The following is a 25,641-nucleotide window of genomic DNA, read 5'->3' as shown; positions in this document are numbered from 1 at the left end:
CTGTGGGGTCTCAACATGCCCTCTCTTCCCGCAGGAGTCTTCGCATTCCCCGCCGCCCCTTGCTATATGTTTTTCTCGAAATTCGTTCAGAAAAAAACTGTCATATTTGAGTGAGAATCAAACACCTGACGCTTAATTACAGGGTGTCCTCCATGAATGCTCCCCTTTAGATGTAGTTTCGAGAATCTTCTTAATCGTATGGTTGGCTGGAAAACAGCGAGACTCCCGCGGGAATGGATTGGCTGGCAAGACCCCACAGAGCTTTAGCTCGAGGAGGCTTGCCGTCATCCCCGCAGGAAAGCGAGCCGTTTCCCAGCCAACCATAACCTCATACAAAGCCTCGAAACTGAGTCTTACACAATAGGAAGCTTATGGGATAAACTTATCTTTAAAATTATAAAAAGTAATCTATATGAAAATCATTATGTAAAACTACATTATTGATATTTATCAAAGATAGTGGACAGTGGTACTCTGAAATTGTTTCATAATTCCGACTATTATAACCGAAAATGAAAGCGCTTGCTTATCAATCGATAAACTTTGAATCACAATACAGGAGGGGAAAGGCAGAGCGAGAAAGATATTGAGAAAAAGGTGGGAAGTGTCGTAAATGGATCCTGAATCAAAAGTTCAAAAGATTTTTATTTCAGGTTATTAATGATCGTAAGCAAAAAAGAGTATTGAAAAAGGAGGAGAACCGATGTTGGGTTTTGATGATTTTTGGATCTGTTTAGTATGGTTCGGTACGATTCTTGCGCCACTTGGGTGCGTCCTGTATGGTGCTCTGATGTGGAATAAGGGAGGGGAGGAAGAATGAATTTAGCGATTTTACTACCACTTGTCCTTGTTTATATCGGGATAATGTCTTTACTCGCTTATTATGGATACAAAAAGACAGTGACCCCGGAAGATTACCTTGTCGGAGGGCGGAATACGAACCCGGTTATCATGGCTCTCTCCTACGGTGCAACGTTCATCAGCACATCGGCCATGGTAGGCTTCGGAGGGGTCGCTTCTGTTTATGGGATGGGCTTATTATGGCTCGCTTTTTTGAATATCGTGTTAGGAATTTTCGTTGCTTTCGCTGTATTCGGGAAACGGATCCGTTCTATGTCCTCAAAGCTGAATGCCTCGACATTTCCGACATTTCTAGGGAAACATTATGATTCTAAATTCATCACAGTTTTCGCAGGGGTGATGATTTTTATTTTTATGCCGGCCTACACGAGCATTGTGTTAATTGGAGGCGGGCGTTTCTTACAAGAATCGTTATCGATCAACTTTAATGTCGCGCTGCTAGTTCTTGCTTTCATCGTAGCGGTCTATGTCATTACCGGCGGGATAAAGGCTGTCATGTATACAGATGCCTTCGGGGCTGTGATTATGCTTGTGGGGATGGCGATCTTCTTGTTCATGACCTATCAGGCAGTAGGTGGACTGTTTGATGGACACAGGGCGTTACAATCGTTGTCGAGCATGGTTCCGGACAATTTAAAAGCAGACGGGCATAATGGCTGGATGAGTATGCCGGACCTTGGCTCACCGATGTGGTGGACACTTGTAAGTACAATGATTCTCGGTGTCGGGATCGGGGTACTGGCACAGCCGCAGCTTGCAATGAGAAGTATGACTGTTTCCAGTGACAAATCCCTTTATCGCTCGGTTATTGTCGGTGGGGTCTTTATTTTCTTCATGGCAGGGGCTGCGTATATAATCGGGCCGCTCAGCAACGTGTATTTCATGGAAACGAGTGGACAACTCGCCATTCAAGCAGCAGGAGGAAATACAGACCTCGTGATTCCAAAAATGATCAGTACCTTAATGCCAGATTGGTTTGTTTATTTATTCACGCTTACTTTGATTTCGGCTACGTTATCAACTGTCAGTTCTTTGATCCATGTCCAGTCCTCTGCTTTTGGGGAAGATATTTTGCGGACCATCGGTGTTAAGAAAATCTTTGCAGGTAAAATAAGCCCTAATCGATTGGGCGTGATCGTTGGAGTTGTGCTTGCGGTCATTCTTGCTTATGCACTTCCGGGTGGGATCATTGCCCAGGCGACAGCTTTTTGGTTCGGGATATGTGCGGCTGGATTTCTGCCAGCATTGACTGGTGCTCTATTTTGGAAAAGAGCATCAAGACAAGGGGCAGCCGCAAGTATGGTCGTCGGTTTTTCCATGAGTGTGTTCGGGTTTCTTTTTTTGAAAAGCTCCCAATCTTCAGCTTTCGGAGTCTCTCAAGCCATATTCGGCCGTGATTTCCTGCTGCCATTTCCCTGGACGAACATTGACCCGTTGCTGTATTCTCTGCCACTGTCGACAATTGTATTTATCAGTGTAAGCTTGTTGACGAATAAGAAAGAGAAACAGGAGTGGAATAAAGAAAAAATAGACGCCGTTCAGTAAAAAATGCCGTTTCTCCAATTTTGGGGAGACGGCATTTTGCGATCCAGATTGAGGAGCTTGATCTTAGTTTGTCAGAGAGGAAGGTTTTCAAGTTTCAATGTTTCCAAGGTGTGAATCATACGTTGAGAGGCTTTTGTCAGGTATCTGTCTTTTTGCCAGATGACGGCTGATTCAGCTAAAATATCAGCATTTCTCAGACGATAGCTTTTTAAATTTCGGAAGGGGAAAGCGTCAAGGGTCGACTTTGGAACTATTGTAGCTCCGACACCACGAGCCACGAGAGAAAGGAGCATGGCCGCATCCGGGCATTCACATGTAATACTTGGTTCAAAGCCGTGGGCTCTGCATTCTTCGATGATCAACTCGAATTGCCCGCGTCCACTAATCCGATGCAACAGCATGAGCGGGATATCGCGAAGTTCTTCCACATCGATCATTCCCTCTTCATTACTGATTTTCCATGCTTCCGGGGCTACGAGAATGTAAGGTTCAGAAGGAAGCGTCAGTATATTGAAGTCCTCGGAATGGAGAGGTAATCTGACAATGGCCAGCTCAATTTCGCGATTTTTAATACATTCTTCAAGGAAATACGTATCCCCCTCACGTAGTTGATAAGTCATATGGGGGTGTTGGGTTTTGAAAGTGTTTAGAGCAGTACTCAAATAAGAAAAACATGACTTGGTGGAACCGATGTGCATTTTTCCGCGCATCCCCTCACTCGTCTCACGTACTTCGATTAGTGCTTCATCAAATTCTTGAAGGAGCAGTCCCGCTTTTTCAAAAAGGATTTCGCCAGCTTTTGTCAGTTCGAGTTTACGTCCCTGACGATCGAACAACTTCAAGTTCAGTTCTGTTTCCATCAGTTTGATTTGCTGACTGAGAGGTGGTTGGGCCATGTGCAGCCTCTTAGCTGCTTTCGTTACCTGCTGTTCCTCTGCGACTGTACGGAAATAGCGTAATTGTTTTAAATCCATCTTCTCGATCCCCTTCCATTCCGTTTATATCTTTTATGTATATAAAGTAAATAATATAGATATTTTCCATATACTTTTCGCTGTGATAACTTTAAGATACAAAGTTTATTGAATATTTGCAAACTTTTTTGAAAGGGTTTGCATTTTTAAAAAGAGGTAAAGTAAGCGCTGTCATCTTTTTATTCAGAAGGAGGATTTTTTTATGAGTGACATGCATGTAGCAGCAGATGAAAAACAGAAAGCACTCGCCAATGTGCACAATGTCCAGCTTTATATTGATGGCCGGTTCGTCAATGCTGAATCGAATCAGGAGTTTGATAACATCAATCCATTTTCAAATGAAAAAATTAACAGCGTGGCCTCAGGAGGGAAAGAGGACATCCATAAAGCAGCACTTGCAGCTAAACGAGCGTTCAAAGGTGAATGGGGAAATATGAAGCAGAAGGAACGCCTTGCTTTCATTTATAAGATTGCGGATCTGATTGATGAACATGTGGAGGAACTTGCGCCACTGGAATCTTATGATACAGGGCTGCCGCTAAGCATTACGAAAAAAATGGTCAGCCGTGCCTCACAGAACTTCCGCTTTTACGCAGAGATGGTTTCAAGCCGGATGGTGGGGGACGCCTATCAAGTCGACGATGAGTTTTTGAACTACACGATTCATAAACCAGTAGGAGTGGCGGGGTTGATTACACCTTGGAATGCTCCTTTTATGTTGGAAACGTGGAAAATCGCACCGGCTCTTGCGACTGGAAATACCGTCATTTTGAAACCGGCAGAATGGTCGCCGCTTACAGCCAACAAACTGGCTGAAATTATCGACAAGTCAGGATTGCCTGACGGCGTATTCAATGTTGTTCACGGTTTTGGGGAAACAGCTGGGGCATCACTGGTCGCTCACGAAGATGTCGAGCTCATTTCCTTTACAGGGGAAACGACCACGGGTTCTGAAATAATGAAAAACGGAGCCGATGCTTTGAAACGCTTTTCTATGGAACTAGGTGGAAAATCTCCGATCATCGTCTTTGATGATGCGGATCTGACTCGAGCTTTGGATGCCTGCACATGGGGAATCTTTTCTTTCAATGGTGAACGGTGTACAGCCAATTCAAGACTTTATATCCACGAAGATGTTGCTGATCGATTCATCGCCGCCTTGAAGGAACGGGTCGATAATATCAGGGTTGGTGACCCGCTGGATGAAAGGACCCAGGTCGGACCGCTTATTCATAAGGAACATTTTGAAAATGTGAACAGCTATCTTGAGATTGCTAAAGAAGAAGGTTGTGAGGTTTACCAGGGCCGTGTCCCAGAGGAATATAAACGAGGTAATTACGTACCGCCGACAATTTTACTCAATGCTGACAACTCTATGCGGGTGGTCCAGGAGGAGATTTTCGGTCCTGTGCTGGCGGTAATGACCTTCCGTGATGAAGAGGAAGTGATCGAACTTGCAAACGATGTGCGCTATGGTTTGGCTGGTTATGTATGGACGAAGGATATCCAGCGCGGCCATCGAGTCTCACAGGCTGTCAATGCCGGGATGCTCTGGCTTAACTCTCAAAATGTCCGTGATTTACGGACACCGTTCGGTGGGTCCAAACATAGCGGGATTGGGCGCGAAGGTGGCTATTATGCGTTTGAATTTTATACAGAAATGCAAGTTGTACATGTAGCGCTGGGTGACCATAAAATCCCACAATTCGGTAAAAAATAAAGGAGGAGAACTATGCCAGCTAAAACAGGTGCACAATATATTGAACGATTGAAGAAAGCGAAGAACAATGTCTATATCGCTGGAGAAAGAGTGGAGGATCCAACCACGCACCCGGCATTCAAAAATGTGATCCAATCAATGGCGAAACTTTACGATAAACAATATGAAAAGCCGGATAAAATGCTTTACACATCCAAAAAAACGGGCGATCAAGTCGGTATGACGTTCTACCAGCCTGAAACCGTTGAGGATTTAATCAAAAGAAGGGAAGCCATCCAAGAGTGGGCGCGCCTTTCCGGTGGAATGATGGGACGGTCCCCGGATTACTTGAATGCAGAAGTCATGGCGATGGGAGTGGCCAATGATCTTTTTGCGGAAGACGATCCGATGTTCGCAGAGAACGCGAAAAACTATTACGACTATGCGCGCGAGAATGATATCAGTTTGACGCACACTTTGATCCACCCGCAAGTGAACCGGGAGAAAGCCCAGCATGAACAAAACGATGCGAATGTCGCGCTGCATCTTGTTGAGAAAAGAAGTGACGGGATCGTTGTTGACGGTGCCCGGCTGCTGGCTACTCAAGGGGGGATCACTGATGAGATCCTCGTTTTTCCTTCCACAGTGAAAAAGGCAGGCGAGCTTGATGATCCCTACTCCCTTGCTTTTGTCGTGCCGAATAATACAAAAGGACTCAAGTTCTTCAGCCGTGAATCATTCGATTATGGCAAGAATGAATGGGACCACCCATTGGGGGGGCGTTTTGAAGAAGGCGATGCCATTGTATATTTTGACAACGTGTTTGTGCCGTGGGAAAAGGTATTTGTTTGTGGGAACTCGTCCATTTGTAACCGAACATTTATTGAAACCAATGCCGTTGTGCACATGTCTCACCAGGTTGTAGCCAAAAATATCGTGAAAACAGAATTCGTCCTCGGCGTTATTCTAAGTGTCATGGATTCCATCGGCATCGATAAATTTCAACACGTGATGGATAAGGGAACTGAAGTGATGTTGATCTTGGAAAATATGAAATCACACCTTTATAAAGCAGAGCACAATGCGAAACTTGATAAATGGGGAACGATGACACCAGATTTTGAAGCCTTGAATGCAGCACGCAACTGGTTTCCGCGCGTGTACCCACGGATGACAGAAATCCTCCGTATTCTTGGTGCTTCAGGGATGATGGGAATCCCGTCTGAAGCTGATTTTCAAAACGAGGAGATCGCTCCGTTACTCGATCGGGCGTTACAGTCGAAGAATCTGCAAGGCTATGATCGTGTGAAACTCTTCCGTTTAGCTTGGGACGTGACAATGAGTGCATTCGGAAGCAGACAGACGCACTATGAGTATTACTTCTTCGGTGATCCGGTCAAGATGGGGATGACTTATTTCGATCAGTTCGATAAAGAGCCGTATAAAGCGTTCGTCCAGGATTTTTTAAGTGATGTGAAATCATCTAAACCGACAAAAGTGTGAGGAGTGGAAGTATGAGTTTCGACATTATTCGTTCAGGACGCGCCGTTTTACATGTCACAGACTTAGAAAAATCTCGAAAATTCTATGATGCGCTCGGTTTTATAGTGACGGACGCAGATGAAGAGCAAATTTTCCTAAGAGGATTAGAGGAGCACAATCATCACAGTCTGCTGCTAAAGAAGAAACATGAGCCGGCATTGGAGGTCATCAGCTATAAGGTTCGCTCAGAAGCTGACTTGGACCGATTGGCGGCAAAGCTTGAGCAAGACGGTTATCAAGTGAAGTGGATCGACAAGCAAAAAGCGCTCGGGCGTGCCTTTCGCTATCAAGATATCTCGGGCCTTCCTATCGAGTTTTATTGCCAAATGGAGACGGTCGAACGCAAGCTGCAGCAATATGACCTCTATAAGGGAGCGAAAGTGCAGCGCATCGATCATTTCAATTGTATGGTCTCGGATGTAGAAGCTGCGCAGGATTATTATATGAAGGAACTCGGCTTTGCCTGTTCTGAGTACACAGCTGGAGAAGAAGATAAAGTCTGGGCTACGTGGCTTCACCGTAAACCGAGTGTCCATGATGTCGCCTTTATGAATGGGGATGGGCCGCGCCTTCACCATGTAGGTTTTTGGTTGAAGGATCCAATGAGTCTGATCGACGGTTGTGATTTCCTCGCATCTATCGGCTATGCGCCTAATATCGAACGCGGGCCAGGCCGCCACGGGTTGTCTAATGCCTTTTTCCTATACCTGCGTGACCCTGATGGGCACCGGATTGAACTATATAATGGGGACTACTTGACAAGTGACCCGGATTTCAAACCGATTCGATGGGAATTGAATGACCCGATGCGTCAAACTTTCTGGGGACACGAAGCTCCTGACTGCTGGTTTGAAGAAGCCACCGAAGTGCTGGACGTGAACAGTCAAGAGAAAGTGAAGACAACAGCCGCCAAGTTGAAAAAACATAAACCGACCTTTGTGATTTAATAAAATGGATGAGGTGATCAATATGGACGATCGTATGTTTCGGACAGCTATGGGGAAATTTGCTACAGGAGTCACTGTCATCGCTTCAGAAGCAAACGGTGAAGTACATGGAATGACAGCGAATGCTTTCATGTCCGTTTCACTGGATCCCAAACTTATCCTTATCTCTGTCGGGAAAAATGCAAAAATGAACCAGACCATTCAACAAGCACAGAAATTTACGGTCAATATCCTGTCAGAAAATCAACAGGAAATGTCGATGATTTTTGCCGGCCAAATGGAAGGTCGTGAAGTGGGGTTCGATCGCTTTGAAGAAATGCCGATTATCGAAAACTCACTCGTTAGTCTGGCGTGTAACGTCTATGACGCACATGAAGCGGGCGACCACATGTTATACGTCGGAGAAGTGGTCAATTTGTGTATCCAGGATGGTGATCCACTGACGTTCTTCGAAGGGAAATATAATTCTCACGTAACTTCATAAGAGGAAGGGGGAGGAAAGGATGAAGCGGATTCATATAGATTTTCCCATCGATGCGAAAGTCCAGGAAAATAGTGAAGCATGTGTGATGGCGTTGGGGTTCTTTGACGGAGTTCACCTTGGTCACCAAGAAATCATTAAGCAAGCCAAACAAATCGCGGATAGGAAAAATTTGAAGCTAGCGGTGATGACATTTTTTCCACACCCTTCTTCTGTTATTCCAAAGGGTCCGACTGTAACAAAATACTTGACTCCACTTCCGGTCAAGATGAAAATATTCGAGCAGCTGGGTGTCGACCTGATGTATGTTGTTGAATTCAATGCCCAGGTGGCAAAAATTCCGCACGACAAGTTTGTTGACGATTACCTGGCTGGCCTTCACGTTCGCCACGTCATTGCCGGGTTTGATTACAAGTATGGTTTCAAAGGTAAAGGCAGCATGGAGCAAATGGTGATCGACAGTGCTGATCGTTTTGAAGTCACCGCTGTTTCCAAGTTCACACGAGAACAGCAAAAAGTAGGGTCGACATTACTTCGGGAATTGTTATCCTCAGGAAAAGTTGAAAAAGTGAGGACTTACCTGGGAAAAGATTATGAAATGAATGGATTGATGAACGGTCAGGGTGGAAAAGTGGAAGTTATGATAGATTCCGATTATTTTCTTCCATGTTCTGGTCTTTATGAAGTGACGGTTCTCTATCAAGGCATCCGGGCAAAAGGGGTATGTGAAATCAGCTCGCAAATAGCGAATGACCGTCTGCAAGTAAGGTTGTTTCATGAATCCTTAATTGGACACGATCAACCTGTCATAGTAGCTTGGAACAATTTCATCGCTGATTTTGATATGGAGGAATTTCATGCTCAGGCGAATATGCTCGATGTAAGTTTATAAAAACAGAGGAGGATTCGTATGGCTAACGATTATAATGAAATCAAATCGAAATTACGAGGGTCGATCACCCCTGTCATCACCCCGTTTAAGGGAGATGGTTCGATCGATTTTGAGAAGATGAGTGAACTGATTGAATTCCAATTGGACAATGGCACGCACGGAATTTCTGTGACCGGTACATCCGGCGAACCAAGCTCCATGACCCTGGAGGAACGCGAGCAAGTGATGCTGAACGCCCAACAAACGATCAACGGTCGTGTTCCTTTTGTTCCAGGCACTGGCTCAACAAATCATGATGAAACGATGCGTTTGACTAAGAAGGCAGAAGAAATCGGGGCTGATGCAGCCATGGTCATCGTCCCTTATTACAATAAACCGAATCAGCAGGCGCTTTATAAGCACTTCAAGACTGTCGCTGATTCCGTAGATATCCCGATTATCGTTTATAACATCCCTGGACGAACAGCGCAGAACCTTCATGTCGATACACTGGCTCAGCTAAGTCGTGATTGTCCGAACATTATCGGGGTCAAAGAGTCAAACAAAGACTTTGAGCATGTCAATCGTGTGCTTCAACGCTGCGGACGTGATTTTTTACTTTTTTCCGGCATTGAATTACTTTGTTATCCGATGTTGGCCATCGGTGGGGCAGGGTCAGTAAGTGCGACCGCCAACGTCCTTCCAGGCAAAGTGGCAGAAATGCATGATGCCTGGTTTGATGGGGACGTCGTAAGGGCTCAGAAGCTTCACTATGAGCTAATGGAACTGAACGACGTACTCTTCAAGGATACCAACCCTGCTCCAGTTAAAGCGGCACTTGGTATGATGGGTAAAATTGAACCCCATTTACGTCTGCCGATGGATGTTCCTTCTAAAGAATTGCAAGCGGAAATCCGTGAGACACTGAATAAGTATAATATTACTGTAGAGTATGCTTAAGAAACAGAACCCTGAGGACGCGCGGCCCGCGTTCTTGGGTTTTTTTGCTATACTGAGGGGAAAGAGGAGAGGATGAGGCATATGGATTTATATTTGAAAGGGAAATCTGTCGTTGTAACCGCCGCAAGTAAAGGACTTGGTAAAGCAACAGCTATGCAGTTCGCCGAAGAGGGCGCCCATGTTCTGATTTCGAGCAGGAGTGAAGACGAATTGGAAAAGGCACGAACTGAAATCATTTCAAAAACGGGGAACGAGCATGTGGACTACCAAGTTTGTGATGTAACGAGTCCTTCCCAAATCACTGCGCTGATTGAAAAAGCAGTGGCGTGGAATGGGACGGTGGATGTACTGATCAATAATGCGGGCGGGCCGCCTGCCGGGTCCTTCGACGATTTTGCTGATGAAGATTGGCAGGAGGCTTTTGAACTGAATCTGTTAAGTTTCACTCGTACCATCCGGGAAGTTCTGCCACATATGAAACAACAACAAAGCGGCCATATCTTGAACATTGCTTCTTCATCAATCAAGCAGTCGCTTGATAACTTGATTCTGTCCAACACATTCAGAGCTGGGACCGTCGGCTTATCCAAAAGTCTATCACAGGAATTGGCTGCCGAAAATATTCTTATCAATACGGTTGGACCTGGACGGATAGCCACAGATCGAGTGGCTGATCTTGACGCTTCCAAAGCCGAAAAGCTCGGTGTCCCTGTTGCGGATGTACAAGAAAAAGCAGCTGGATCACCGATGCAGCGCTATGGGGAACCGGAAGAATTTGCACGTGCTGTCGTTTTTCTTGCTTCAGGTGGAAATACATACGTGACAGGCCAAGCCCTCGTGGTCGATGGAGGTCTCGTAAAAGCTCTATAAACAATCTCAATAATGAACCATAGCAAAACCCCATCCTCTCTTCAGTAACTGAAGAGAGGATTTTATTTGGAAAAAAATGTTTGACCTGAGGTGGTAAAAAAAGGTTCACTTGAGGTGACAATCATTTCCTTTCATTTATCACAGATAATGCCGATATTTATAAAGGATTTATTAAATTTAATCGATTGTACATAAAGGTCCGTAGAATTAGAGGTGTGAAAGGGGTACATCATGGTTTCCATTTTACTCGTTGAAGATGATAAAGAAATTGCACGAATCGTCCAGGACCATTTGAACCGACAGGGGATGGAGGTGACGTGGTCATCGACTGGGCAAGAGGGGTGGGAAGACTTTCAATATGATTCATATGATCTCGTTCTCGTCGACTTGATGCTCCCTGAGATGGATGGTTTCCAGCTTTGCAAAAATATTCGTCTCAGAAGTGACGTCCCGATTCTCATTATAAGTGCCAAGCAAGAGGATGAATCAAAAATAAAAGGGCTTGATCTAGGTGCAGATGATTATGTGACGAAGCCGTTCAGTCTTGTCGAACTCACAGCTAGAGTACAGTCACATTTACGCAGGTATCAACGCTACCAAGGCGTGGAAAGAACCCCCGAAACTCAATCGTTCACACATGGATTGAGAATCGACTTGGAACGACGGGCCGTTTTTGTCGAAGAAAAGGAAACGCCGCTCACTTCCAAGGAGTTCGCCTTACTACGCTTATTCGTAACCCATCCCCGCCGGACTTTTTCAAAAGGAGAACTGTACGAGCATGTATGGGGAGATGTCGATGTAGCCGGTAACAATACTATCAATGTCCATATCAAGAGTTTGAGAAAAAAGCTCGGTGAACAATTAAAGGATCCTATGTGGATTGAAACGGTATGGGGTACTGGCTACCGCTTTATCGGAGAAGCGGTCTCATGAAAATCCGTACATGGCTGATGGTCAGTTACTTAATTGTCATGATGCTCCCGCTTGCTGCTGCATATGGTTTCTTCCTGCTCGTTCAAGATTGGGACCAATCTCGTCGCCCGGCGGATACCTTTGAGTTGACCGAACAGCTCCGCTCTATTGAAGATCAGCTTCAATCTCCTGCGCTCTATCAAGTACAGCAACTAGATTCTATAGAAAATTCCCTGCCAAAATCGATTGAAGATGACCGGATTACATTGAAGTTGTATCGTACTGACGGGGTTCGTGTGTATCACTCTGAAGATGAACACCATTCTCTGCAGCAAATGGATCGCTCGCGGTTATTGAAAAACCTCTATCAATATGAGTTGACCTATCACACTCTGACGGTCAAAAAGCCGGTATTTGAAAATCAGCAAATTCAAGGTGTTTATGAAATCAGCATCGATCGCTCCAACTGGGTCGAAGGAGTGGAGACGCGGCGGACGATGATGACGGTCGCATTTCTCGTGTTGTTCATACTTTTATACGCTGCCGTCCTTTGGTTGCTGCAAAAGAAATTGAACAACCCGCTGAAAGAATTGATGACAGGGATGTCAACTTTTGCTGAAAAGCATGAAACCGTCCATTTCACTCGAAAAAAGAACGATGAAATAGGTCGTCTGATGACTCATTTTGAACAGATGCAAAAACAGGTGGAAACCGCTCAGAAAGAAACGGAAAGGGAGCAGGAAGAAAAGCAATTGATGATGGCTTCTTTTTCCCACGACATAAAAACGCCGCTCACCTCCCTTCAAACCTATGCTGAAGCTTTGCAAAATGAAAAAGGTCTGACGCAGGAGGAACGTGAGGAATATTTGCAGATCCTCGCAAAAAAATCCTGTCACCTGAAAGGGATGATAGAGGATTTGACGACCTATTCGAAGCTGCAGTCCGCTCATTATGAGATGCCGCTTCTTGAAGTAGATGCCGAAGAATTTTTCGATATGTTGTTTGAAGGTTACGACGAGCTTGCCGCTCAGGAAGGAGTATCTCTGAAAAAAGAATATTCGATCACAGGTCCACTCCGCGTGAATGACAGACAGATGATACGCTACGTTGATAACTTGATGAGTAATGCCCTTCGTTACACAACTGAAGGGAAGATGATTGGTCTTGCTGCCGTTGGAGCGGAAAAGCAGCTTCCGGAGTGGGTGTTTGCAGACAAAGTGGCCGATTTAAATCGTTTCCGTGGCAGCAAGGCGTTATTATTGGTGCAAAATGAAGGTCCTGCTATCGGTGAAGAACATCTGGAATCAATATTCATTCCTTTTTACCAGGGAGAAGGAGCACGCACATCTGACGTGACGAAAAATTCAGGTCTCGGGCTTAGTATCGCTCTTATGATCGCCGAAAAGCACGGGGGAGAGATGAAGTTGTGGTCCTTACCAGGGAAAGGGACATTGATTGCAATGAGATTTGATGATCAATATGTGAGGAGAGATTAATAATATGAATAAACTATGGCAAAGCTTGACCGTTCTCGGTTTTGTATTCGTACTAGGGGCCTGTTCAGCTGAAGAAGTCAGCCAGTATTCACCTGACCAAATTGTGGCCAATGCTGTGGAAAAGGAAAGTGATATGAAACGGTATTACATGAAGGCGGAATTCAATGTCCTGAAAGGGGATGAACAAATTGATGATTCAACGATGGAACAATGGACAGATACTGAAAACAACCGTACTAAGGTCGTTTCGAAAACCGCAGATGGCGAGGTGTCAAAGTCTGTCAATGATGGGGAAAAGGTAATCTTTTATTCCGACTTGCAAGGAGAAGCGTACGAAATGGAAGCACCAGAACTGGATAGTTCCGTAACAGGTCAAACTCAGCGTGAACAAATCGAGCAAACTTTGGAACAGACAAGGAAAACCCATGACATCGAGCTGGTCGGTGAGGAAAAGGTAAACGGTTTTAATACGTATCACATTAAAGCGGTGCCGAAAGAAAAAGGTGGAATTCGTGGGGAAGAAGAGTACTGGGTGACGACTGAGCATTGGTTTATCGTTAAATTCGTATCTGAAACCGACGATATTGATATGGAGTACAATGTCAGTGAATTAAAAGTCGACCCGTCTTTTGATGAACAGACATTCACGATCGATCTGCCTGAAGGTGTGGAAGTGCTGCCGTTTGAAGACATGGACCCAAGTGAAGAAATAACAATCGAAGAAGTGGGGAGCGCCTACGGTCAACCGGTATTGACTTTGATGGATGGAGCGTATCAAAGAGTGAAAATCGATCAGATCGAGATGGAGAATTTTGACCGTACGGAAGTGAATCAGGAGTATGAAAAAGATGGATATCAGCAATTTACATTGACGGTTTTTGAAGCTCCAGAGGAAGAAAAGATGGCGCTTGGATTGGGAGAAGAAGAGGAGCTGGAAGTTCGAGGAACAAAAGCGATCTACACAGAAGATGTAATTACGACTCTTACCTGGGAAGAAGAAGGATTGCGCTACTCGTTACTGGCTCAAAATCCTGATTTGACGAAAGGTGAGATCATAGAAATCGTTAAAAAACTGGAATATACAGAATGAAAAAGAGGCCCTCGGGTCTCTTTTTATTTGGAAATTTATGGTTTACCTGAGGTGGGATAAAATGGATGACTTGAGGTGACAGAGGTGACAGGAAGTGGTAACAGGAATTGCCACTTGCAAATGCGAACATATATTCGCATAATGGAGGGTAGAATAGCAATAGGAGGTGGAGACATGAATAATCCGAGCATCGATTATAGCAGCTATCCTGACCGGGGGCTCCTTTGTGTAGATATGAAAAGCTTTTACGCGAGCTGTGCCGCCATTGACCGGGGTCTTGATCCTCTGACCTGTCCACTTGCCGTGGTTGCAGATATGAACCGGAGAGGAAGCGTCGTCCTTGCTGCCACACCGGCTATGAAAAAGAAATACGGCATCCGTACAGGGAGCCGCTTATTTGAAATTCCATCTGCGCCGGAAATTGTCATCGTCTCCGCACAAATGAAAAAATACTTAGAAGTTTCGACTCAAGTAACGAACCTCTTTCATAAATTCGTGCCGAAAGAAAGAATCCATACCTACAGCGTTGATGAAAGCTTCCTGGAAATCGGGCAAAACAAGGGCAAGTTCGGCATCCCGGAAGAAACGGCTCAGATGATTATCCATGAATTGAAGGAGACCTTCCATCTGGATGCAGCCATCGGCATTGGACCGAACATGCTGCTTTCCAAGTTGTGTCTCGATTTAGAAGCAAAAAAGACCGGCATCGCTCGCTGGACCTATCATGACTTTCACGAGAAACTGTGGCCGGTCGCACCTCTGTCTGAAATGTGGGGAATTGGTCCGCGTATTGAGCACCGTTTGAATCGTATGGGGATCTGGTCTGTCGGTCAATTGGCGAAATTTCCGCTCGAGCGTTTAGAAAAAACATTCGGGGTCATGGGCAACCAGCTGTATTATCATGCGAACGGAATCGACCATTCCGACCCCGGCGCTCCGATCATCCACGGGCAGTTGAGTTATGGGAAAAGCCAAATACTGATGCGCGATTACCACAAATCCGAAGAAGTGAAATACGTCATACTCGAAATGTGTGAAGAAGTCGCTCGCCGCGCCAGGAGAAAAGGTCACGCAGGAAGGACCATTTCTTTGGGAATCGGGTATAGTAAAAGTGAGGGAGGAGGTTTCCACCGGTCGGTCACCATTGAACATCCAACGAGCATTACGATGGATATCTATCATGCTTGTCTCACTTTATTCGGACGCTTTTACAATGGTGGGGTCGTCAGAAAGATTTCCATCGCCCTCGGCAATATTACAGAAGATGCGAATGTTCAACTCAACCTCTTTGATGATGGGCGTGATAAAAAAAGAGACCTCGGCTACGTCATGGATGAAATACGCGAACGTTACGGTCAAGATATGCTGCTGCGTGCTGTTTCCTGGACCGAGGCCGGGACCGCCCTTCACCGCAGCCGTCTCGTCGGGGGTCACTATGCCGAATAAACATAAAGATTGCCCCTGGCTCGAGGATTTTTTACAATAGAAGGAACAGGAGGGGATGGATGTATGAAACTGCGTATAACAGAAGAAGCGAAAGACCAGCTGGAACAAATCAGGGACCAAGAACGTCCGCTTATCCGCCTTTTTTATGATACCGAAGGATGTGGCTGCGGTGTGAACGGTCTGCCGACAATTCGCCTGGAGAAGAAGGAGTACGAGACGGATGAGAAAGTAGACAATGGGGATTATGCCGTCATCATCGATCAGCAGCAAGCCATCTTTTTCAAAAAAGACATGAAGCTTGACTTCGTTAAAGGATCTTTCCGGCTCTCCAGTCCAGACGGTATCCTAAATCCGATTATATCCATTAAAGATGTGAAAGAGGGAGCGACCGTATGAGTAAGAAAAAACAAGAATCCGGTTCACTCGGAGATCAATTGAACGCCGGTGTCCTGTCGAAACTGAAATCCAAAAAAACTGAACTCAAACAGCAGGCCGACGAACGTGAAGAACAAGAGAAACAGCGCCGTATCGAAGAGCGCAAGCGTCGTGAGGCCAACAAGAGTTTTGAAGAACTGCTTGAGGAAAGTGAATTGGATTGGAAATCATTCAAGAAGTAAGCACTCTGCATAGAGGGTGCTTATTTTTTTTATCTGAAAAATTCTGATAAGCAAAATCTCTCTTACGCCGATATAAATGCTGTTGTGCAGATGAAATTATTAACAAAGCGGATCGACGAATGATGAAACGTAAAAGCGCATTCATCCGTATGTAAGATTAGGGAGTGATCGGGATGCTCGATTTTTTAATATTATTCGGGGTTGGATTGACTGGTATCATTGTTGCTGTCATCGGCTGTGTCATGATTGTAGGGAGGAAATGGCAGCAGCCTGACCAGCAACAGGAAAGTCGGATCCGGAGGCTGGAACAAGAAGTTACAGCTTTGAAAAAAGAGCAACGAGAGGATGGGCGTAGTGATCTGTAAGAAATGTGGAGACGCTTGGACCTTCAGGCAGGCGTTTGTCAGTGGTTTGATGTTGCAAAGGAAGAAAATATGCCCTCAATGCAGAGCGAAACAGTACCCAACAAGAAAATCCCGCCATCGTTCAAGTATGCTTTCCTTTGCAGCTTTTCTTGTATTCCTTATTATTGTTGAAACATTTCAGATGCGGCTAGCCTATTCGCTCGTATTCGCAGGCTTTGTACTCTTAGTGACGGCGGTCGTCAACCCGCTGGTCATTCAACTTTCTAATGAAGAGGAATCGCATTGGTGAAAGGCGGAGCAGGCATAACGATAAAAGAAAGCTCCATAAAGGAGGATGAGATGGATTTTCAATATAGTAACAAAGAAGTATGGAAGAAAAGAGTGAGAAATTCCATCTTTAATGCCATTTCAGGGGTGTTTGTAGTGGGAGTCTCGCTTTATTTATATGGTCGAGTCGAGGGAGTGTTTATTTATACAAGCTCATTACTATTTGGAATTGGACTTTTTCAAATGATCTATTATTTAAGGATGCCGGAAAAGGATTATATCCGCTTCAAAAAGAACTATATGAGTATAAGGCGTGGATTCGCCGTTTCCCCACTGAAAATCGGTTATGACGAAATCGAACGTGTACAACAAATCGATGACATCATTTCTATCCGGACAATAGAAAAAGACGAAGATAACCTTTATTTAGAGTACTTGACAGAGGGGGACGTCCGTAAATTACTCATTGAATTGGAGCGTCGCCTGGGTTCACGTATGAATGAATTTGCCGGGGAGGAGAGTGGTTGATGTTCAAAATCCTGATTTTGATTCTCCTGTTATTGGCGGTTCATCGATTAGTCAAAAAGGAAAGAAAACCTCTCAAATTAGCAGCACTTATTTACTTTACTCTTCTCTCCATTATTTTCATGGCCGGAAGCTTCTACATACGGAAAGAGTACCAACTCAGCTATAATCCGGTCGACGGTGGTTTTTCCAAACACATGGACTGGGTCGCTCCTTTTGCGAATATTTATGTAATCTCACTATTCATATTGATCGCATTTAAATTATTCACTTTGGACAATTGGAACTTTCGCCATATGTGGAGCCGTGTTGTAACATTCGGTTTGCTTGGATTGGCGCTCACGGGAGCTGCGTATATCTCTATTTTTGCATTTATTCTGGTATTTTACGGGTTCGCCCCATAACGTTAAGGAGGAAGATTCATATGAGTCAAACAACCGATCACAACAGTAAAGCATGGGATAAGAAAGTGGAGGCTGGTGTACGGTACACAAAGACTGTCAGTCCAGAAACAATTAAAGAAGCAAGAAAGGGAAATTGGACGATCGGAGTTACAGCGGATCGTCAAGTTCCACGAGAATGGTTCCCAGCTTCCCTGGAAGGGCGTAAAGTATTATGTCTTGCCTCTGGTGGAGGACAACAAGGTCCTGTCCTGGCAGCTGCAGGAGCGGATGTGACCGTATTCGACCTTTCAGCTAAACAGCTGGAGCAGGATGAGCAGGTGGCAGAACGTGAGAACTTATCTTTAAAGACAGTCCAAGGTGATATGACCAAATTGTCTGCTTTTGCCGATGAATCCTTTGATATGATCGTCCATCCTGTAGCAAACGTATTCATTGAAGACGTCCGTCCCGTTTGGTCGGAAGCAGCCCGTGTACTGAAAGAGCGAGGGGTCTTAATCTCTGGATTCATGAACCCTGTGCTGTATTTGTTCGATGACGAAAAAGAAGAACAAGGGGTATTGGATGTGGCGCATACGATTCCTTATTCCTCTTTGGATGAAGAAGAAATCGTAGAAGGACAAGCGCTGGAATTCGGTCATACATTAGAAGATCAGCTGCGTGGTCAAACAGCTGTGGGCTTTGCGATTGCAGATATGTATGAAGATGACTTCGGTGGTACAAGAATCATCGATCAACATATTAAAACAATGATGGCAACGAAAGCTGTGAAAATTCGCTTATAACAAAAGGGGGTTTTTTCAATTCGTCCCTCTTCATTCCGACACTCCTGCCTTTTTCATGGCCGGGATGGGAAAAAAACGCCTGGTATCGTCAGGAAGTATAGATGAAAGGTTAAAAAGGTCTGCGCTGATGAATGCGCAGACCTTTTTGGGTGAAAAATTTTTCATAACAGCATCACCCTTTCTATTAAAAATTCACCGTAATGTGGGCAGGAAATTTCTCGGGGTGAATGGAAGTGAAAGGAGAAAATGAAAAGGAGGTGTTTCGATGCAGACCACTGTCGTTCGTGTTGGGACAATTTATATTCCTGTTCAAAATGTACAGGGAGCAGTCCATTGGTATGAGAACCATTTAGGAGCATCCACCAACTATCAAGATCACGACAAAGCGATCATTGATGTTGCGAATCTGAGTCTTTTTTTAGTGAAGGCTGAAGAAAAGCAATCGGCTAACTTTGTAGATTGCTACGGGCGTGAACGTTTTTCTTTGACATTCGAGGTAGATGGAGAGGAAGCTTTGAGGTCTCTCCACAGCGAGCTGCGGGATAAAGGGGTCCAAACCAGTGAAGTCGAAGACCGGGGGCACCCGGGCGTGAACTTCGTGTTCCAGGATGCTGACGGCAACCTGTTTGATGTTTGGAGTGAGCTGAGCCCAGCCTATTGATCATTTTCGGTCCGCCTCATGAAAAAGTGACAGAAAAGGTATCCCTCCTGTACATTGGAGATAGTCGACACGTCAGGAGGGAAAAAGATGATAAGTGCATTTTTCATATTTTTATTTGCAGGAATTGCAGAGATCGGCGGCGGATATTTGATCTGGCTTGCGATAAGAGAAGGGAAACCTTTTTATTGGGGCATTCTTGGCGGGTTGTGCCTCGCTTTATATGGGGTGATAGCGACCTTCCAAAGTTTCCCGTCATTCGGTCGGGTGTATGACGCGTATGGCGGGGTGTTTATTGTCCTCTCCGTCCTTTGGGGGTGGGGGATCGATAAGAAAACTCCGGATTTCTATGATTGGATAGGAGCCCTCATCTGTATCGTTGGTGTTTGTGTAATGTTATTTGCACCACGCCATTAAAACAGAGGGAAATGATACATACAATAGTTCTAGGGGTTCCGAGCATACTAGGATATCCGCTCGGGTTTGGAATTTTATGATGGACCACTTGAAAAGAGTTGAACCACCGGGGGACTGGTTCAGACGAACTCAACATCGTCACCTCTACATTGAAGTTGATCCAATTATCGGAAGTCCAGTCCAAGCACAAACTCAATTTTTAGTGCCCTTTAATTCGGGGCGCTTTTTTCATGGCGGGAGAAAGTATGCTTCGCAGTCGTCGCCATTTCCACCTCTTCAATCGTCTTACAGTAGATAGGTTCGATGTCACCAGATAGCTGGTTCACTTTTCTTTTCATTAAATGGAGGACTCCGACATGCTTGAACCAGTCACCGGGTTCGGCTTCTTTGTGGGCCCAGTCTTCCCACGCCAGTCTAAGTGGAGGACTGTAAATCTTCGGACCTTTATGCTGACGCTTACAAGGGCTTTCGGCCATTTCATGAACTCGCCCCGGTGCGGTTTCATCGATGTCATTGAAAAGCTGCGGCCAGAAGTCTTTGCGGGATCCACTATGAGGATGTTCCGAAGCCCATTGGATGATCTCTTCTAATCGGCTATTCACAGAAAAAAGCAGCTCATAAAGCGATCGTCCGAGAAAAACCCGTTCATCAACGGCTGAGAAGTGATGTACCGTGCCCCCGATTATCTTTGTTTTCTGTTGCACAGACGTATTGTAAGGAAAAAGGATGTGATTAAAATTTAAGGAATCTTGAAATTTGAACAGGATTTTGTCCATGACTGTCTCCATATATTGATGATTGTGGACGACCCTCCTTTCAATATAATGCTGTTCGTTGATGATGAGTGCTTCTGTTAATTCTTCACTCCCACCGTTTATCCAAAAGCGTTCCCAAAATGGCCTCATGAACTTTGATATATTCAAAGCATCAAGCAATTGAAAAAGCGGGCGCCCGCATTGCCTGCTTTTTTCATAGAGAAGTAATTGGGGATAAGCATCTTGGAAAATGAGCCAGTTCCCTCTTTCTAAGAAAATAAAGAAGTCAGATTGCTCTTTACTTGTCAATAGTTTCGGCAAATACTCCCCCTTTAGATCCGTCATGTTCCATCCCGCGTTGCGCGATACCAGATGAGCAAGTAACGCCCAGTGGATTTCCGGATTTTTTTTGAAAAAAGCGAAATAAGCCTGCGTGCGTGTAACATTATTCAGGTTCGCTTGACTGGTGGCCATCCGTATATCTGCCACCATTCTCCGTTCATGCTCTGATAAATCGGCAAGCTTAGAAGCTGATTTCATCGCTCCCTTCAATTCTTTTTTCAATAGTCTCCATTTGGCTGAGAACATGCCCATGCACTTCCTTGTAACAAATTTATGATTCGGTGCCATCTTCACCTTTGTATTAGTATCTGTTCCATGCTTTTTCCTATGTAAAAAAAGGAAGGATTTTCTATGCTGGCAGCGAATTTTAAGAGAAGGAGGGACATTTAATGAAGATTCCTTTGACGAATGGGGAAAAAGCCAAACTGCGTAAAAGAAAAGTGAGAATCGCTCACATACCAGAATTATCAATAGCTGATCTAGCGGATATCTTGGAAGTTCCGGAAAAACGCGCTCAAGGACTTAAAGGGATAGCTATATTTCAACAGATCCCGTCCATCGGCCATCATTTGGCTGCAAAAATGGTACACGATCTTGGGATCTGTTCATTAGAGGAATTGAAAGGAGCAGATGGGGCGGTGTTGTTCGACAGGCTTGAACTGGAGATGGGGGTGTGGACGGATCCCTGCGTAGAAGATCAGATCCGCTGTCTCGTCCACCATGCGGAGCACCAGCACAGTAAGAGGCAGTGGCATCACTTCACCAGCGAACGAAAGAAATACCGTAGTCATTATGGATATCCTGAAACAAGGCCGAAGTTAGCTTGGTATGAATTGAGGGAAGAGCATGCTCACGTACCGGACGATTGACTTGGAGAAGGATCAATGTGAGATTGTAGAGTTTCGGAAAGATTCATTTATGACCAGTTTCGGTGACATATCAGGGTTCCACAAAAGTAATTACCTTACTTATGTAAAGAAAATGAAAGAAGCTTTTAAAGATGGCTTTGTAATGGCTGAGGAGGTTGGAAGAACGGTCGGTCAGCTGGAGTTATCGGTGAAAAGGTACGAAGGAAGAGAAATTGGTTATATTCACCTTTTCTATTTAGTAGCTGAAAAAAGAGGCAAAGGATATAGCGGAGCTTTGCAATCTTACGCAATGGATTTCTTTCGAAAGTATCAGGTCGGGGAGTATCACTTGCGAGTAGCACCAGCAAACAGAAGGGCCCGTCAGTTTTATAAGAAAAATGGTATGGTTGATATCGGACCAGAGCTTGACGGAAAAGTGATTCGTATGAAAGGTACCATCTGAAAACTGGATAGGAGGATGTATTATGGAGCATCGTGTCATTTGGGATCACCTTGAAGCAGCTGGAGCGGAACATGTGAAATTGAAAAGGTCAGAGACTCATATGGAAGTGAATGGGACAGTCCTGCTCGTGCACAACCAAATGCCCCACCGACTGGAATATGAAGTGAAATTGGATCTGGATTGGAAGACGAAAACAGTGAAGGTGTATCACGATGGGAGCCCCAAGCCTTTTGTAGTTCATGCTGAAAAACAAGATAAATGGTGGGTCAATGGAGAATATGATGAAAATCTCGATGGAGCGACAAATGTGGATCTGACGTTTACACCTTTTTCGAATATGCTGCCGATCAACCGTGTTTCCTGGAAAATCGGGGAGCGGCGTACATTCAAAATGGTCTATGTTGATGTGATGCTCCGGGAAGTGCAACCATTGCTGCAAGTCTATACCTATCTTGGAGACACAGAGGGGAAGCGGATTTTCCAGTATAAATGCAGAGATTACGAAACAGCGCTCGTCGTTGATCAGGACGGCTGGGTTGTCGAGTACCCAGGTGCCTTCATTCGAAAAGGATTCACTAAAACCGGAGGGATGCTGAAGCAAAAGGAAGACCACTCTTTTACAGGGGAGAAAAGCACAACCAATAGTGCTTTCTATTGAACCAATACCATTCGTAAGTGACGACGACGGAATCGATGGTGGTTTCGTCTCTTTTTATTGATTATCTTAGGATTTTATAGGATGGAAGACTTGATATCAGATTCATTAAATATTCTGTTCTAATGAAAAACTCGTTTTTATTTAAAAGAGGTGATTTAAATGGAATTTAAAATAATGCCACAATATGGATTCACTCCACAAATCGGTCACTTAGTTGCACAGATGAACTATGCCAGGAAAACAACATTAGATGCTGTAGAGGGCTTGACCACAGCAGAATTGGATTTTTTACCATGTACGGATGGGAATACAATCGGAGCACTCTTATTACATATGGCTGCTGTAGAGAAAGGGTTTCAAATAGAAATTTTTGATGGCCGAACTCCAAACGAAGAGGAAATGCGGGTGTGGGGTTCCTCTTATGATCTTGGTGAAAAAGGTAGAAAGAATATTAGAGGCCACCCATTAGAATTTTATAAATCAAAGCTTGAAGAAGTCAGAGAGAGAACCCTTCATGAATTTTCTGAGTTGACCGATGATTGGTTATACGAAAATAGAGAGTGGGACAATCATTCATCTAATCATTATTTTATCTGGTTCCATGTATTTGAAGATGAAATCAATCACAGAGGACAGATCAGAGTCATAAAAAAATTGTTGGCGCAAGAAAGGTCTATCCCCTTACTTGAATAGACGATGAAAGCTTTAGAGGGTGACGATTGTTTGTGCTTGAATGAAAAATCACACCTCTGCTGACTGTGATTGTTATGATTTACAATGTTAAAAAAACTGACTTTTTAAGGAGAAAAGAAATGAAAAAAGCTCTTTTAGTGATCGATGTCCAAAATGGAATGTTCCAAGAGGGAAATGCCGTATATAAAGGAGATGAGTTTCTCCAAAACTTGAAAGGGTTAATTCTCAGGGCACGTTCTTCTGACACACCAGTTATATATGTACAACATAACGAACCAGCGGGGGAACCGTTAGAGTATGGTACAAGAGATTGGGAGATCCATCCAGAGATAGCGCCTGAAAAACATGATGTCATCATACATAAAGAAACTCCTGATTCATTTTTCAATACCCCTTTAAATGAAGAACTGAAGAAACTAGGTGTTGAACATTTGTTAATGGCAGGCATTCAAACTGAAGTATGTGTTGATACAACATGTAGAAAGGCTTTTAGTATGGAATACAAGGTTACTTTAGCTTCAGATACACATAGCACATGGGGAAGTGAAGAGTTGACTGCTCAGCAAACTATCCAACATCACAATGGCGTATTACGTTGGTTCGCAGATGTCACCCCTTGTACTGATATTGACATGTGAGTTTGAGTATTGTGTGAAAGGAATCGAATTATGCACAATGAAATGATTCGAAACTCGTTTTTCACTATAAGTCTTTAGAAAAGGAGCCATGGAGTTGGAAGTACAACAAATTAAACCTGAGCAAACGTACAATCTACGACATAATATTTTGCGCCCGCATCAACCTTTTAAAGCCTGTCAGTACGAAACAGATCATGACCACAATGCTTTTCATATCGGGGCGTTTCACAATGATGAGCTGGTCAGTGTCGGCTCCATTTACTTAGAATCACACCCCGAGTTCAATAAACGCAGACAATATCGGTTAAGGGCCATGGCTACGGCTGAGGCGTTCCGGAATAAGGGGGCAGGGAGGGCTGTCGTTGATTTCGCTGAGAAGATAATCAAGCTTCACGATGGAGAACTTTTATGGTGTAAAGGTAGAACGACTGTTGAAGAATACTATCAAAAGCTTGGCTTCAAACCATTTGGAGAAGTTTTTGATTATCCACCGATCGGTCCTCACCTCATAATGTATAAAAAAATTCAGAAGTAGAAATGAGCAGAAGAAATGCTGCAAAGTGGTCAAGGCAGTATGTTCTGCACTTGCCCCCACCCAGTACAGGAAAAAGCATCATATGGTTGTTTGCTATGGGAAGATACTACATCAATGGTTATACCAATCTTGCAGCGATGTCTCCCTTAGTCCTTACGGTGATAAATGTCCCCGTGTCCAGGTGAGTCAAATGAATGTTTCTGTGATATTTTTCAAAAATCATACTCCTCCTCAAAAACCTTTTCTTAATAAGGGTTTTAGATTACGAATTTTTAAATGTAAGAGAATAACCGCTTATCGTGGACTTTGCTAAAGCATTCACCCTAAAAAGTGGTAATCAGTCCCATTGAGTACGTCTTTAGCTGATATTTTCTAATAAAGCAGCTTTGACAGAAGAGCGCAGTTTTATTATCGTCTAATTGAACACTTGACAGAACTTTCAGAAAAAATCGGGGAGGTGATTTTATTCCAACGACTAAAGAAGAAGTAAAAAACTATGTATTTTCCGAACCAGAGAAGGCCGATGGTGCAGCGGTTTATGAAATGATCGAATCTATCCCGATCCTCGATTTAAATTCATCCTACAGCTATTTGTTATGGTGTGAGTTTTTCAGTGAAACCTCTGTAATTGTGAACGATGGAAAGGAGACGGTCGGGTTTATTTCAGGTTTCATCAACCCGACCTCGCCCGATACGTTGTTCATCTGGCAAGTTGCAGTAGCGGAAACTGAACGGGGACAAGGTCTTGCGACAAAAATGATTGATAGTATATTAAATCGCCAGGTTTGCCAAGGTGTGGAATATGTTGAGGCCACGGTTTCACCCTCAAATCAACCCTCGCAAAAACTTTTCAAAGGGTTTGCTGAAAAGAAGAACGTTTCTTGTGACATTAGTGTCTGTTTTGAAGAAGACGATTTTCCAGGGGAGGAACACGAACAAGAAAACACATTCAGAATTGGACCACTAAAAAACTAGGAGGA

Annotated in this window: 31 protein-coding genes; 29 read left to right on the top strand and 2 right to left on the bottom strand. The window is 44.3% G+C overall.

All coding sequences use genetic code 11. From position 1 onward, the window contains the following. The first annotated feature begins 703 nt into the window (after positions 1-703). Positions 704-820 carry a symporter small accessory protein gene (locus tag ACTWPX_RS21315; RefSeq protein WP_443121435.1) on the top strand — a complete coding sequence of 39 codons (117 nt, stop codon included), beginning with the start codon at positions 704-706 and terminating at the stop codon, positions 818-820. Beyond that, on the top strand, positions 817-2,406 hold the full coding sequence (locus ACTWPX_RS21310; protein ID WP_443121434.1) for a sodium:solute symporter family protein: 1,590 nt from the start codon (positions 817-819) through the stop codon (positions 2,404-2,406). The genes ACTWPX_RS21315 and ACTWPX_RS21310 overlap by 4 nt, the downstream gene beginning before the upstream one ends. A gap of 71 nt (positions 2,407-2,477) precedes the next feature. On the opposite strand, the gene ACTWPX_RS21305 is transcribed toward ACTWPX_RS21310, so the two are convergent. After that, positions 2,478-3,380, bottom strand: coding sequence for a LysR family transcriptional regulator (locus ACTWPX_RS21305; protein ID WP_443121433.1), 903 nt, complete (start codon positions 3,378-3,380; stop codon positions 2,478-2,480). A 202-nt stretch (positions 3,381-3,582) separates the two neighbouring features. On the opposite strand from ACTWPX_RS21305, the gene hpaE reads away from it, so the two are divergent. The 20 genes from hpaE (at position 3,583) to ACTWPX_RS21205 (ending at position 19,729) form a co-directional block, all read left to right on the top strand. Further along, positions 3,583-5,100, top strand: a complete 1,518-nt coding sequence (gene hpaE / locus ACTWPX_RS21300) for a 5-carboxymethyl-2-hydroxymuconate semialdehyde dehydrogenase (RefSeq protein WP_443121432.1) — start codon at positions 3,583-3,585, stop codon at positions 5,098-5,100. 12 nt (positions 5,101-5,112) lie between these two features. Beyond that, positions 5,113-6,582: a 4-hydroxyphenylacetate 3-monooxygenase, oxygenase component gene (gene hpaB, locus ACTWPX_RS21295; protein ID WP_443121431.1), complete on the top strand. Its 1,470-nt coding sequence runs from the start codon at positions 5,113-5,115 to the stop codon at positions 6,580-6,582. Between the two features lie 11 nt (positions 6,583-6,593). After that, on the top strand, positions 6,594-7,568 hold the full coding sequence (gene hpaD, locus ACTWPX_RS21290) for a 3,4-dihydroxyphenylacetate 2,3-dioxygenase (RefSeq protein WP_443121430.1): 975 nt from the start codon (positions 6,594-6,596) through the stop codon (positions 7,566-7,568). A 22-nt stretch (positions 7,569-7,590) separates the two neighbouring features. Beyond that, on the top strand, positions 7,591-8,052 hold the full coding sequence (locus ACTWPX_RS21285) for a flavin reductase family protein (protein ID WP_128526558.1): 462 nt from the start codon (positions 7,591-7,593) through the stop codon (positions 8,050-8,052). A gap of 19 nt (positions 8,053-8,071) precedes the next feature. After that, on the top strand, positions 8,072-8,941 hold the full coding sequence (locus ACTWPX_RS21280) for an adenylyltransferase/cytidyltransferase family protein (RefSeq protein WP_443121429.1): 870 nt from the start codon (positions 8,072-8,074) through the stop codon (positions 8,939-8,941). A gap of 18 nt (positions 8,942-8,959) precedes the next feature. Then, the gene (hpaI, locus tag ACTWPX_RS21275; RefSeq protein WP_443121428.1) at positions 8,960-9,880 is read left to right on the top strand and encodes a 2,4-dihydroxyhept-2-ene-1,7-dioic acid aldolase; all 921 of its coding nucleotides are present in this window, start codon (positions 8,960-8,962) and stop codon (positions 9,878-9,880) included. 81 nt (positions 9,881-9,961) lie between these two features. Next, positions 9,962-10,750 (top strand): SDR family oxidoreductase, encoded by a 789-nt coding sequence (locus ACTWPX_RS21270; protein ID WP_443121427.1) that lies wholly within the window; start codon positions 9,962-9,964, stop codon positions 10,748-10,750. A gap of 228 nt (positions 10,751-10,978) precedes the next feature. Next, positions 10,979-11,683 carry a response regulator transcription factor gene (locus ACTWPX_RS21265; protein ID WP_443121438.1) on the top strand — a complete coding sequence of 235 codons (705 nt, stop codon included), beginning with the start codon at positions 10,979-10,981 and terminating at the stop codon, positions 11,681-11,683. Then, on the top strand, positions 11,680-13,158 hold the full coding sequence (locus ACTWPX_RS21260; protein ID WP_443121426.1) for a sensor histidine kinase: 1,479 nt from the start codon (positions 11,680-11,682) through the stop codon (positions 13,156-13,158). The genes ACTWPX_RS21265 and ACTWPX_RS21260 overlap by 4 nt, the downstream gene beginning before the upstream one ends. 4 nt (positions 13,159-13,162) lie before the next feature. After that, positions 13,163-14,248, top strand: a complete 1,086-nt coding sequence (locus ACTWPX_RS21255) for a LolA family protein (protein ID WP_443121425.1) — start codon at positions 13,163-13,165, stop codon at positions 14,246-14,248. A gap of 174 nt (positions 14,249-14,422) precedes the next feature. After that, positions 14,423-15,694: a Y-family DNA polymerase gene (locus ACTWPX_RS21250; RefSeq protein WP_443121424.1), complete on the top strand. Its 1,272-nt coding sequence runs from the start codon at positions 14,423-14,425 to the stop codon at positions 15,692-15,694. A gap of 63 nt (positions 15,695-15,757) precedes the next feature. Further along, positions 15,758-16,090 carry an iron-sulfur cluster biosynthesis family protein gene (locus ACTWPX_RS21245; protein WP_281975705.1) on the top strand — a complete coding sequence of 111 codons (333 nt, stop codon included), beginning with the start codon at positions 15,758-15,760 and terminating at the stop codon, positions 16,088-16,090. Further along, entirely contained in the window at positions 16,087-16,311 is a 225-nt protein-coding gene (locus ACTWPX_RS21240) for a YqkE family protein (RefSeq protein ID WP_443121422.1), read from the top strand. The genes ACTWPX_RS21245 and ACTWPX_RS21240 overlap by 4 nt, the downstream gene beginning before the upstream one ends. Positions 16,312-16,484: 173 nt before the next feature. Further along, positions 16,485-16,676, top strand: coding sequence for a hypothetical protein (locus tag ACTWPX_RS21235; protein WP_281975707.1), 192 nt, complete (start codon positions 16,485-16,487; stop codon positions 16,674-16,676). After that, positions 16,657-16,965, top strand: coding sequence for a TIGR04104 family putative zinc finger protein (locus ACTWPX_RS21230; RefSeq protein ID WP_443121421.1), 309 nt, complete (start codon positions 16,657-16,659; stop codon positions 16,963-16,965). Before ACTWPX_RS21235 ends, ACTWPX_RS21230 begins: the two co-directional genes overlap by 20 nt. Before the next feature lie 50 nt (positions 16,966-17,015). Next, positions 17,016-17,471 carry a hypothetical protein gene (locus ACTWPX_RS21225; protein WP_443121420.1) on the top strand — a complete coding sequence of 152 codons (456 nt, stop codon included), beginning with the start codon at positions 17,016-17,018 and terminating at the stop codon, positions 17,469-17,471. Beyond that, complete coding sequence (locus ACTWPX_RS21220; RefSeq protein WP_443121419.1) at positions 17,471-17,872, top strand: hypothetical protein; 402 nt, start codon at positions 17,471-17,473, stop codon at positions 17,870-17,872. Before ACTWPX_RS21225 ends, ACTWPX_RS21220 begins: the two co-directional genes overlap by 1 nt. 20 nt (positions 17,873-17,892) lie before the next feature. Then, positions 17,893-18,654: a class I SAM-dependent methyltransferase gene (locus ACTWPX_RS21215; protein WP_443121418.1), complete on the top strand. Its 762-nt coding sequence runs from the start codon at positions 17,893-17,895 to the stop codon at positions 18,652-18,654. Between the two features lie 265 nt (positions 18,655-18,919). Continuing rightward, positions 18,920-19,315, top strand: a complete 396-nt coding sequence (locus ACTWPX_RS21210) for a VOC family protein (protein ID WP_443121417.1) — start codon at positions 18,920-18,922, stop codon at positions 19,313-19,315. An 87-nt stretch (positions 19,316-19,402) separates the two neighbouring features. Then, positions 19,403-19,729: a YnfA family protein gene (locus ACTWPX_RS21205; protein ID WP_443121416.1), complete on the top strand. Its 327-nt coding sequence runs from the start codon at positions 19,403-19,405 to the stop codon at positions 19,727-19,729. A 209-nt stretch (positions 19,730-19,938) separates the two neighbouring features. On the opposite strand, the gene ACTWPX_RS21200 is transcribed toward ACTWPX_RS21205, so the two are convergent. Then, positions 19,939-21,072, bottom strand: a complete 1,134-nt coding sequence (locus ACTWPX_RS21200) for a DUF2515 family protein (RefSeq protein ID WP_443121415.1) — start codon at positions 21,070-21,072, stop codon at positions 19,939-19,941. Between the two features lie 143 nt (positions 21,073-21,215). Here ACTWPX_RS21200 and ACTWPX_RS21195 point away from each other — a divergent pair, with 143 nt between their 5' ends. From ACTWPX_RS21195 to ectA, 7 genes are all read left to right on the top strand, one after another. Then, positions 21,216-21,695 (top strand): helix-hairpin-helix domain-containing protein, encoded by a 480-nt coding sequence (locus tag ACTWPX_RS21195; RefSeq protein WP_443121414.1) that lies wholly within the window; start codon positions 21,216-21,218, stop codon positions 21,693-21,695. Beyond that, positions 21,673-22,137 (top strand): GNAT family N-acetyltransferase, encoded by a 465-nt coding sequence (locus tag ACTWPX_RS21190; protein WP_443121413.1) that lies wholly within the window; start codon positions 21,673-21,675, stop codon positions 22,135-22,137. The genes ACTWPX_RS21195 and ACTWPX_RS21190 overlap by 23 nt, the downstream gene beginning before the upstream one ends. Positions 22,138-22,159: 22 nt before the next feature. After that, positions 22,160-22,795: a putative glycolipid-binding domain-containing protein gene (locus ACTWPX_RS21185; RefSeq protein ID WP_443121412.1), complete on the top strand. Its 636-nt coding sequence runs from the start codon at positions 22,160-22,162 to the stop codon at positions 22,793-22,795. Positions 22,796-22,954: 159 nt separating this feature from the next. After that, a complete protein-coding gene (locus ACTWPX_RS21180) occupies positions 22,955-23,488 on the top strand; it encodes a DinB family protein (protein ID WP_443121411.1) in 534 nt (177 codons plus the stop codon). Positions 23,489-23,607: 119 nt separating this feature from the next. Beyond that, positions 23,608-24,126 carry a cysteine hydrolase family protein gene (locus ACTWPX_RS21175; RefSeq protein ID WP_443121410.1) on the top strand — a complete coding sequence of 173 codons (519 nt, stop codon included), beginning with the start codon at positions 23,608-23,610 and terminating at the stop codon, positions 24,124-24,126. 88 nt (positions 24,127-24,214) lie between these two features. Continuing rightward, the gene (locus tag ACTWPX_RS21170) at positions 24,215-24,661 is read left to right on the top strand and encodes a GNAT family N-acetyltransferase (protein ID WP_443121409.1); all 447 of its coding nucleotides are present in this window, start codon (positions 24,215-24,217) and stop codon (positions 24,659-24,661) included. A 465-nt stretch (positions 24,662-25,126) separates the two neighbouring features. Then, a complete protein-coding gene (gene ectA / locus ACTWPX_RS21165; protein ID WP_443121437.1) occupies positions 25,127-25,636 on the top strand; it encodes a diaminobutyrate acetyltransferase in 510 nt (169 codons plus the stop codon). Positions 25,637-25,641 lie beyond the last annotated feature (5 nt).

The sequence above is a fragment of the Halobacillus sp. H74 genome, assembly GCF_052246715.1.
Taxonomy (GTDB): Bacteria; Bacillota; Bacilli; order Bacillales; family Halobacillaceae; genus Halobacillus; species Halobacillus litoralis_A.
The sequence above is the reverse complement of the archived record's forward strand: the minus strand, read 5'-3'. Positions and strand labels throughout refer to the sequence as shown.

What these genes read in the sequence shown, in the direction of transcription:
- ACTWPX_RS21315 (WP_443121435.1), top strand. Translation starts at nt 704, where the DNA reads ATGTTGGGTTTTGATGATTTTTGGATCTGTTTAGTATGGTTCGGTACG.
- ACTWPX_RS21310 (WP_443121434.1), top strand. Translation starts at nt 817, where the DNA reads ATGAATTTAGCGATTTTACTACCACTTGTCCTTGTTTATATCGGGATA.
- ACTWPX_RS21305 (WP_443121433.1), bottom strand. Translation starts at nt 3,380, where the DNA reads ATGGATTTAAAACAATTACGCTATTTCCGTACAGTCGCAGAGGAACAG.
- hpaE (WP_443121432.1), top strand. Translation starts at nt 3,583, where the DNA reads ATGAGTGACATGCATGTAGCAGCAGATGAAAAACAGAAAGCACTCGCC.
- hpaB (WP_443121431.1), top strand. Translation starts at nt 5,113, where the DNA reads ATGCCAGCTAAAACAGGTGCACAATATATTGAACGATTGAAGAAAGCG.
- hpaD (WP_443121430.1), top strand. Translation starts at nt 6,594, where the DNA reads ATGAGTTTCGACATTATTCGTTCAGGACGCGCCGTTTTACATGTCACA.
- ACTWPX_RS21285 (WP_128526558.1), top strand. Translation starts at nt 7,591, where the DNA reads ATGGACGATCGTATGTTTCGGACAGCTATGGGGAAATTTGCTACAGGA.
- ACTWPX_RS21280 (WP_443121429.1), top strand. Translation starts at nt 8,072, where the DNA reads ATGAAGCGGATTCATATAGATTTTCCCATCGATGCGAAAGTCCAGGAA.
- hpaI (WP_443121428.1), top strand. Translation starts at nt 8,960, where the DNA reads ATGGCTAACGATTATAATGAAATCAAATCGAAATTACGAGGGTCGATC.
- ACTWPX_RS21270 (WP_443121427.1), top strand. Translation starts at nt 9,962, where the DNA reads ATGGATTTATATTTGAAAGGGAAATCTGTCGTTGTAACCGCCGCAAGT.
- ACTWPX_RS21260 (WP_443121426.1), top strand. Translation starts at nt 11,680, where the DNA reads ATGAAAATCCGTACATGGCTGATGGTCAGTTACTTAATTGTCATGATG.
- ACTWPX_RS21255 (WP_443121425.1), top strand. Translation starts at nt 13,163, where the DNA reads ATGAATAAACTATGGCAAAGCTTGACCGTTCTCGGTTTTGTATTCGTA.
- ACTWPX_RS21250 (WP_443121424.1), top strand. Translation starts at nt 14,423, where the DNA reads ATGAATAATCCGAGCATCGATTATAGCAGCTATCCTGACCGGGGGCTC.
- ACTWPX_RS21245 (WP_281975705.1), top strand. Translation starts at nt 15,758, where the DNA reads ATGAAACTGCGTATAACAGAAGAAGCGAAAGACCAGCTGGAACAAATC.
- ACTWPX_RS21240 (WP_443121422.1), top strand. Translation starts at nt 16,087, where the DNA reads ATGAGTAAGAAAAAACAAGAATCCGGTTCACTCGGAGATCAATTGAAC.
- ACTWPX_RS21235 (WP_281975707.1), top strand. Translation starts at nt 16,485, where the DNA reads ATGCTCGATTTTTTAATATTATTCGGGGTTGGATTGACTGGTATCATT.
- ACTWPX_RS21230 (WP_443121421.1), top strand. Translation starts at nt 16,657, where the DNA reads ATGGGCGTAGTGATCTGTAAGAAATGTGGAGACGCTTGGACCTTCAGG.
- ACTWPX_RS21225 (WP_443121420.1), top strand. Translation starts at nt 17,016, where the DNA reads ATGGATTTTCAATATAGTAACAAAGAAGTATGGAAGAAAAGAGTGAGA.
- ACTWPX_RS21220 (WP_443121419.1), top strand. Translation starts at nt 17,471, where the DNA reads ATGTTCAAAATCCTGATTTTGATTCTCCTGTTATTGGCGGTTCATCGA.
- ACTWPX_RS21215 (WP_443121418.1), top strand. Translation starts at nt 17,893, where the DNA reads ATGAGTCAAACAACCGATCACAACAGTAAAGCATGGGATAAGAAAGTG.
- ACTWPX_RS21210 (WP_443121417.1), top strand. Translation starts at nt 18,920, where the DNA reads ATGCAGACCACTGTCGTTCGTGTTGGGACAATTTATATTCCTGTTCAA.
- ACTWPX_RS21205 (WP_443121416.1), top strand. Translation starts at nt 19,403, where the DNA reads ATGATAAGTGCATTTTTCATATTTTTATTTGCAGGAATTGCAGAGATC.
- ACTWPX_RS21200 (WP_443121415.1), bottom strand. Translation starts at nt 21,072, where the DNA reads ATGTTCTCAGCCAAATGGAGACTATTGAAAAAAGAATTGAAGGGAGCG.
- ACTWPX_RS21195 (WP_443121414.1), top strand. Translation starts at nt 21,216, where the DNA reads ATGAAGATTCCTTTGACGAATGGGGAAAAAGCCAAACTGCGTAAAAGA.
- ACTWPX_RS21190 (WP_443121413.1), top strand. Translation starts at nt 21,673, where the DNA reads ATGCTCACGTACCGGACGATTGACTTGGAGAAGGATCAATGTGAGATT.
- ACTWPX_RS21185 (WP_443121412.1), top strand. Translation starts at nt 22,160, where the DNA reads ATGGAGCATCGTGTCATTTGGGATCACCTTGAAGCAGCTGGAGCGGAA.
- ACTWPX_RS21180 (WP_443121411.1), top strand. Translation starts at nt 22,955, where the DNA reads ATGGAATTTAAAATAATGCCACAATATGGATTCACTCCACAAATCGGT.
- ACTWPX_RS21175 (WP_443121410.1), top strand. Translation starts at nt 23,608, where the DNA reads ATGAAAAAAGCTCTTTTAGTGATCGATGTCCAAAATGGAATGTTCCAA.
- ACTWPX_RS21170 (WP_443121409.1), top strand. Translation starts at nt 24,215, where the DNA reads ATGGAGTTGGAAGTACAACAAATTAAACCTGAGCAAACGTACAATCTA.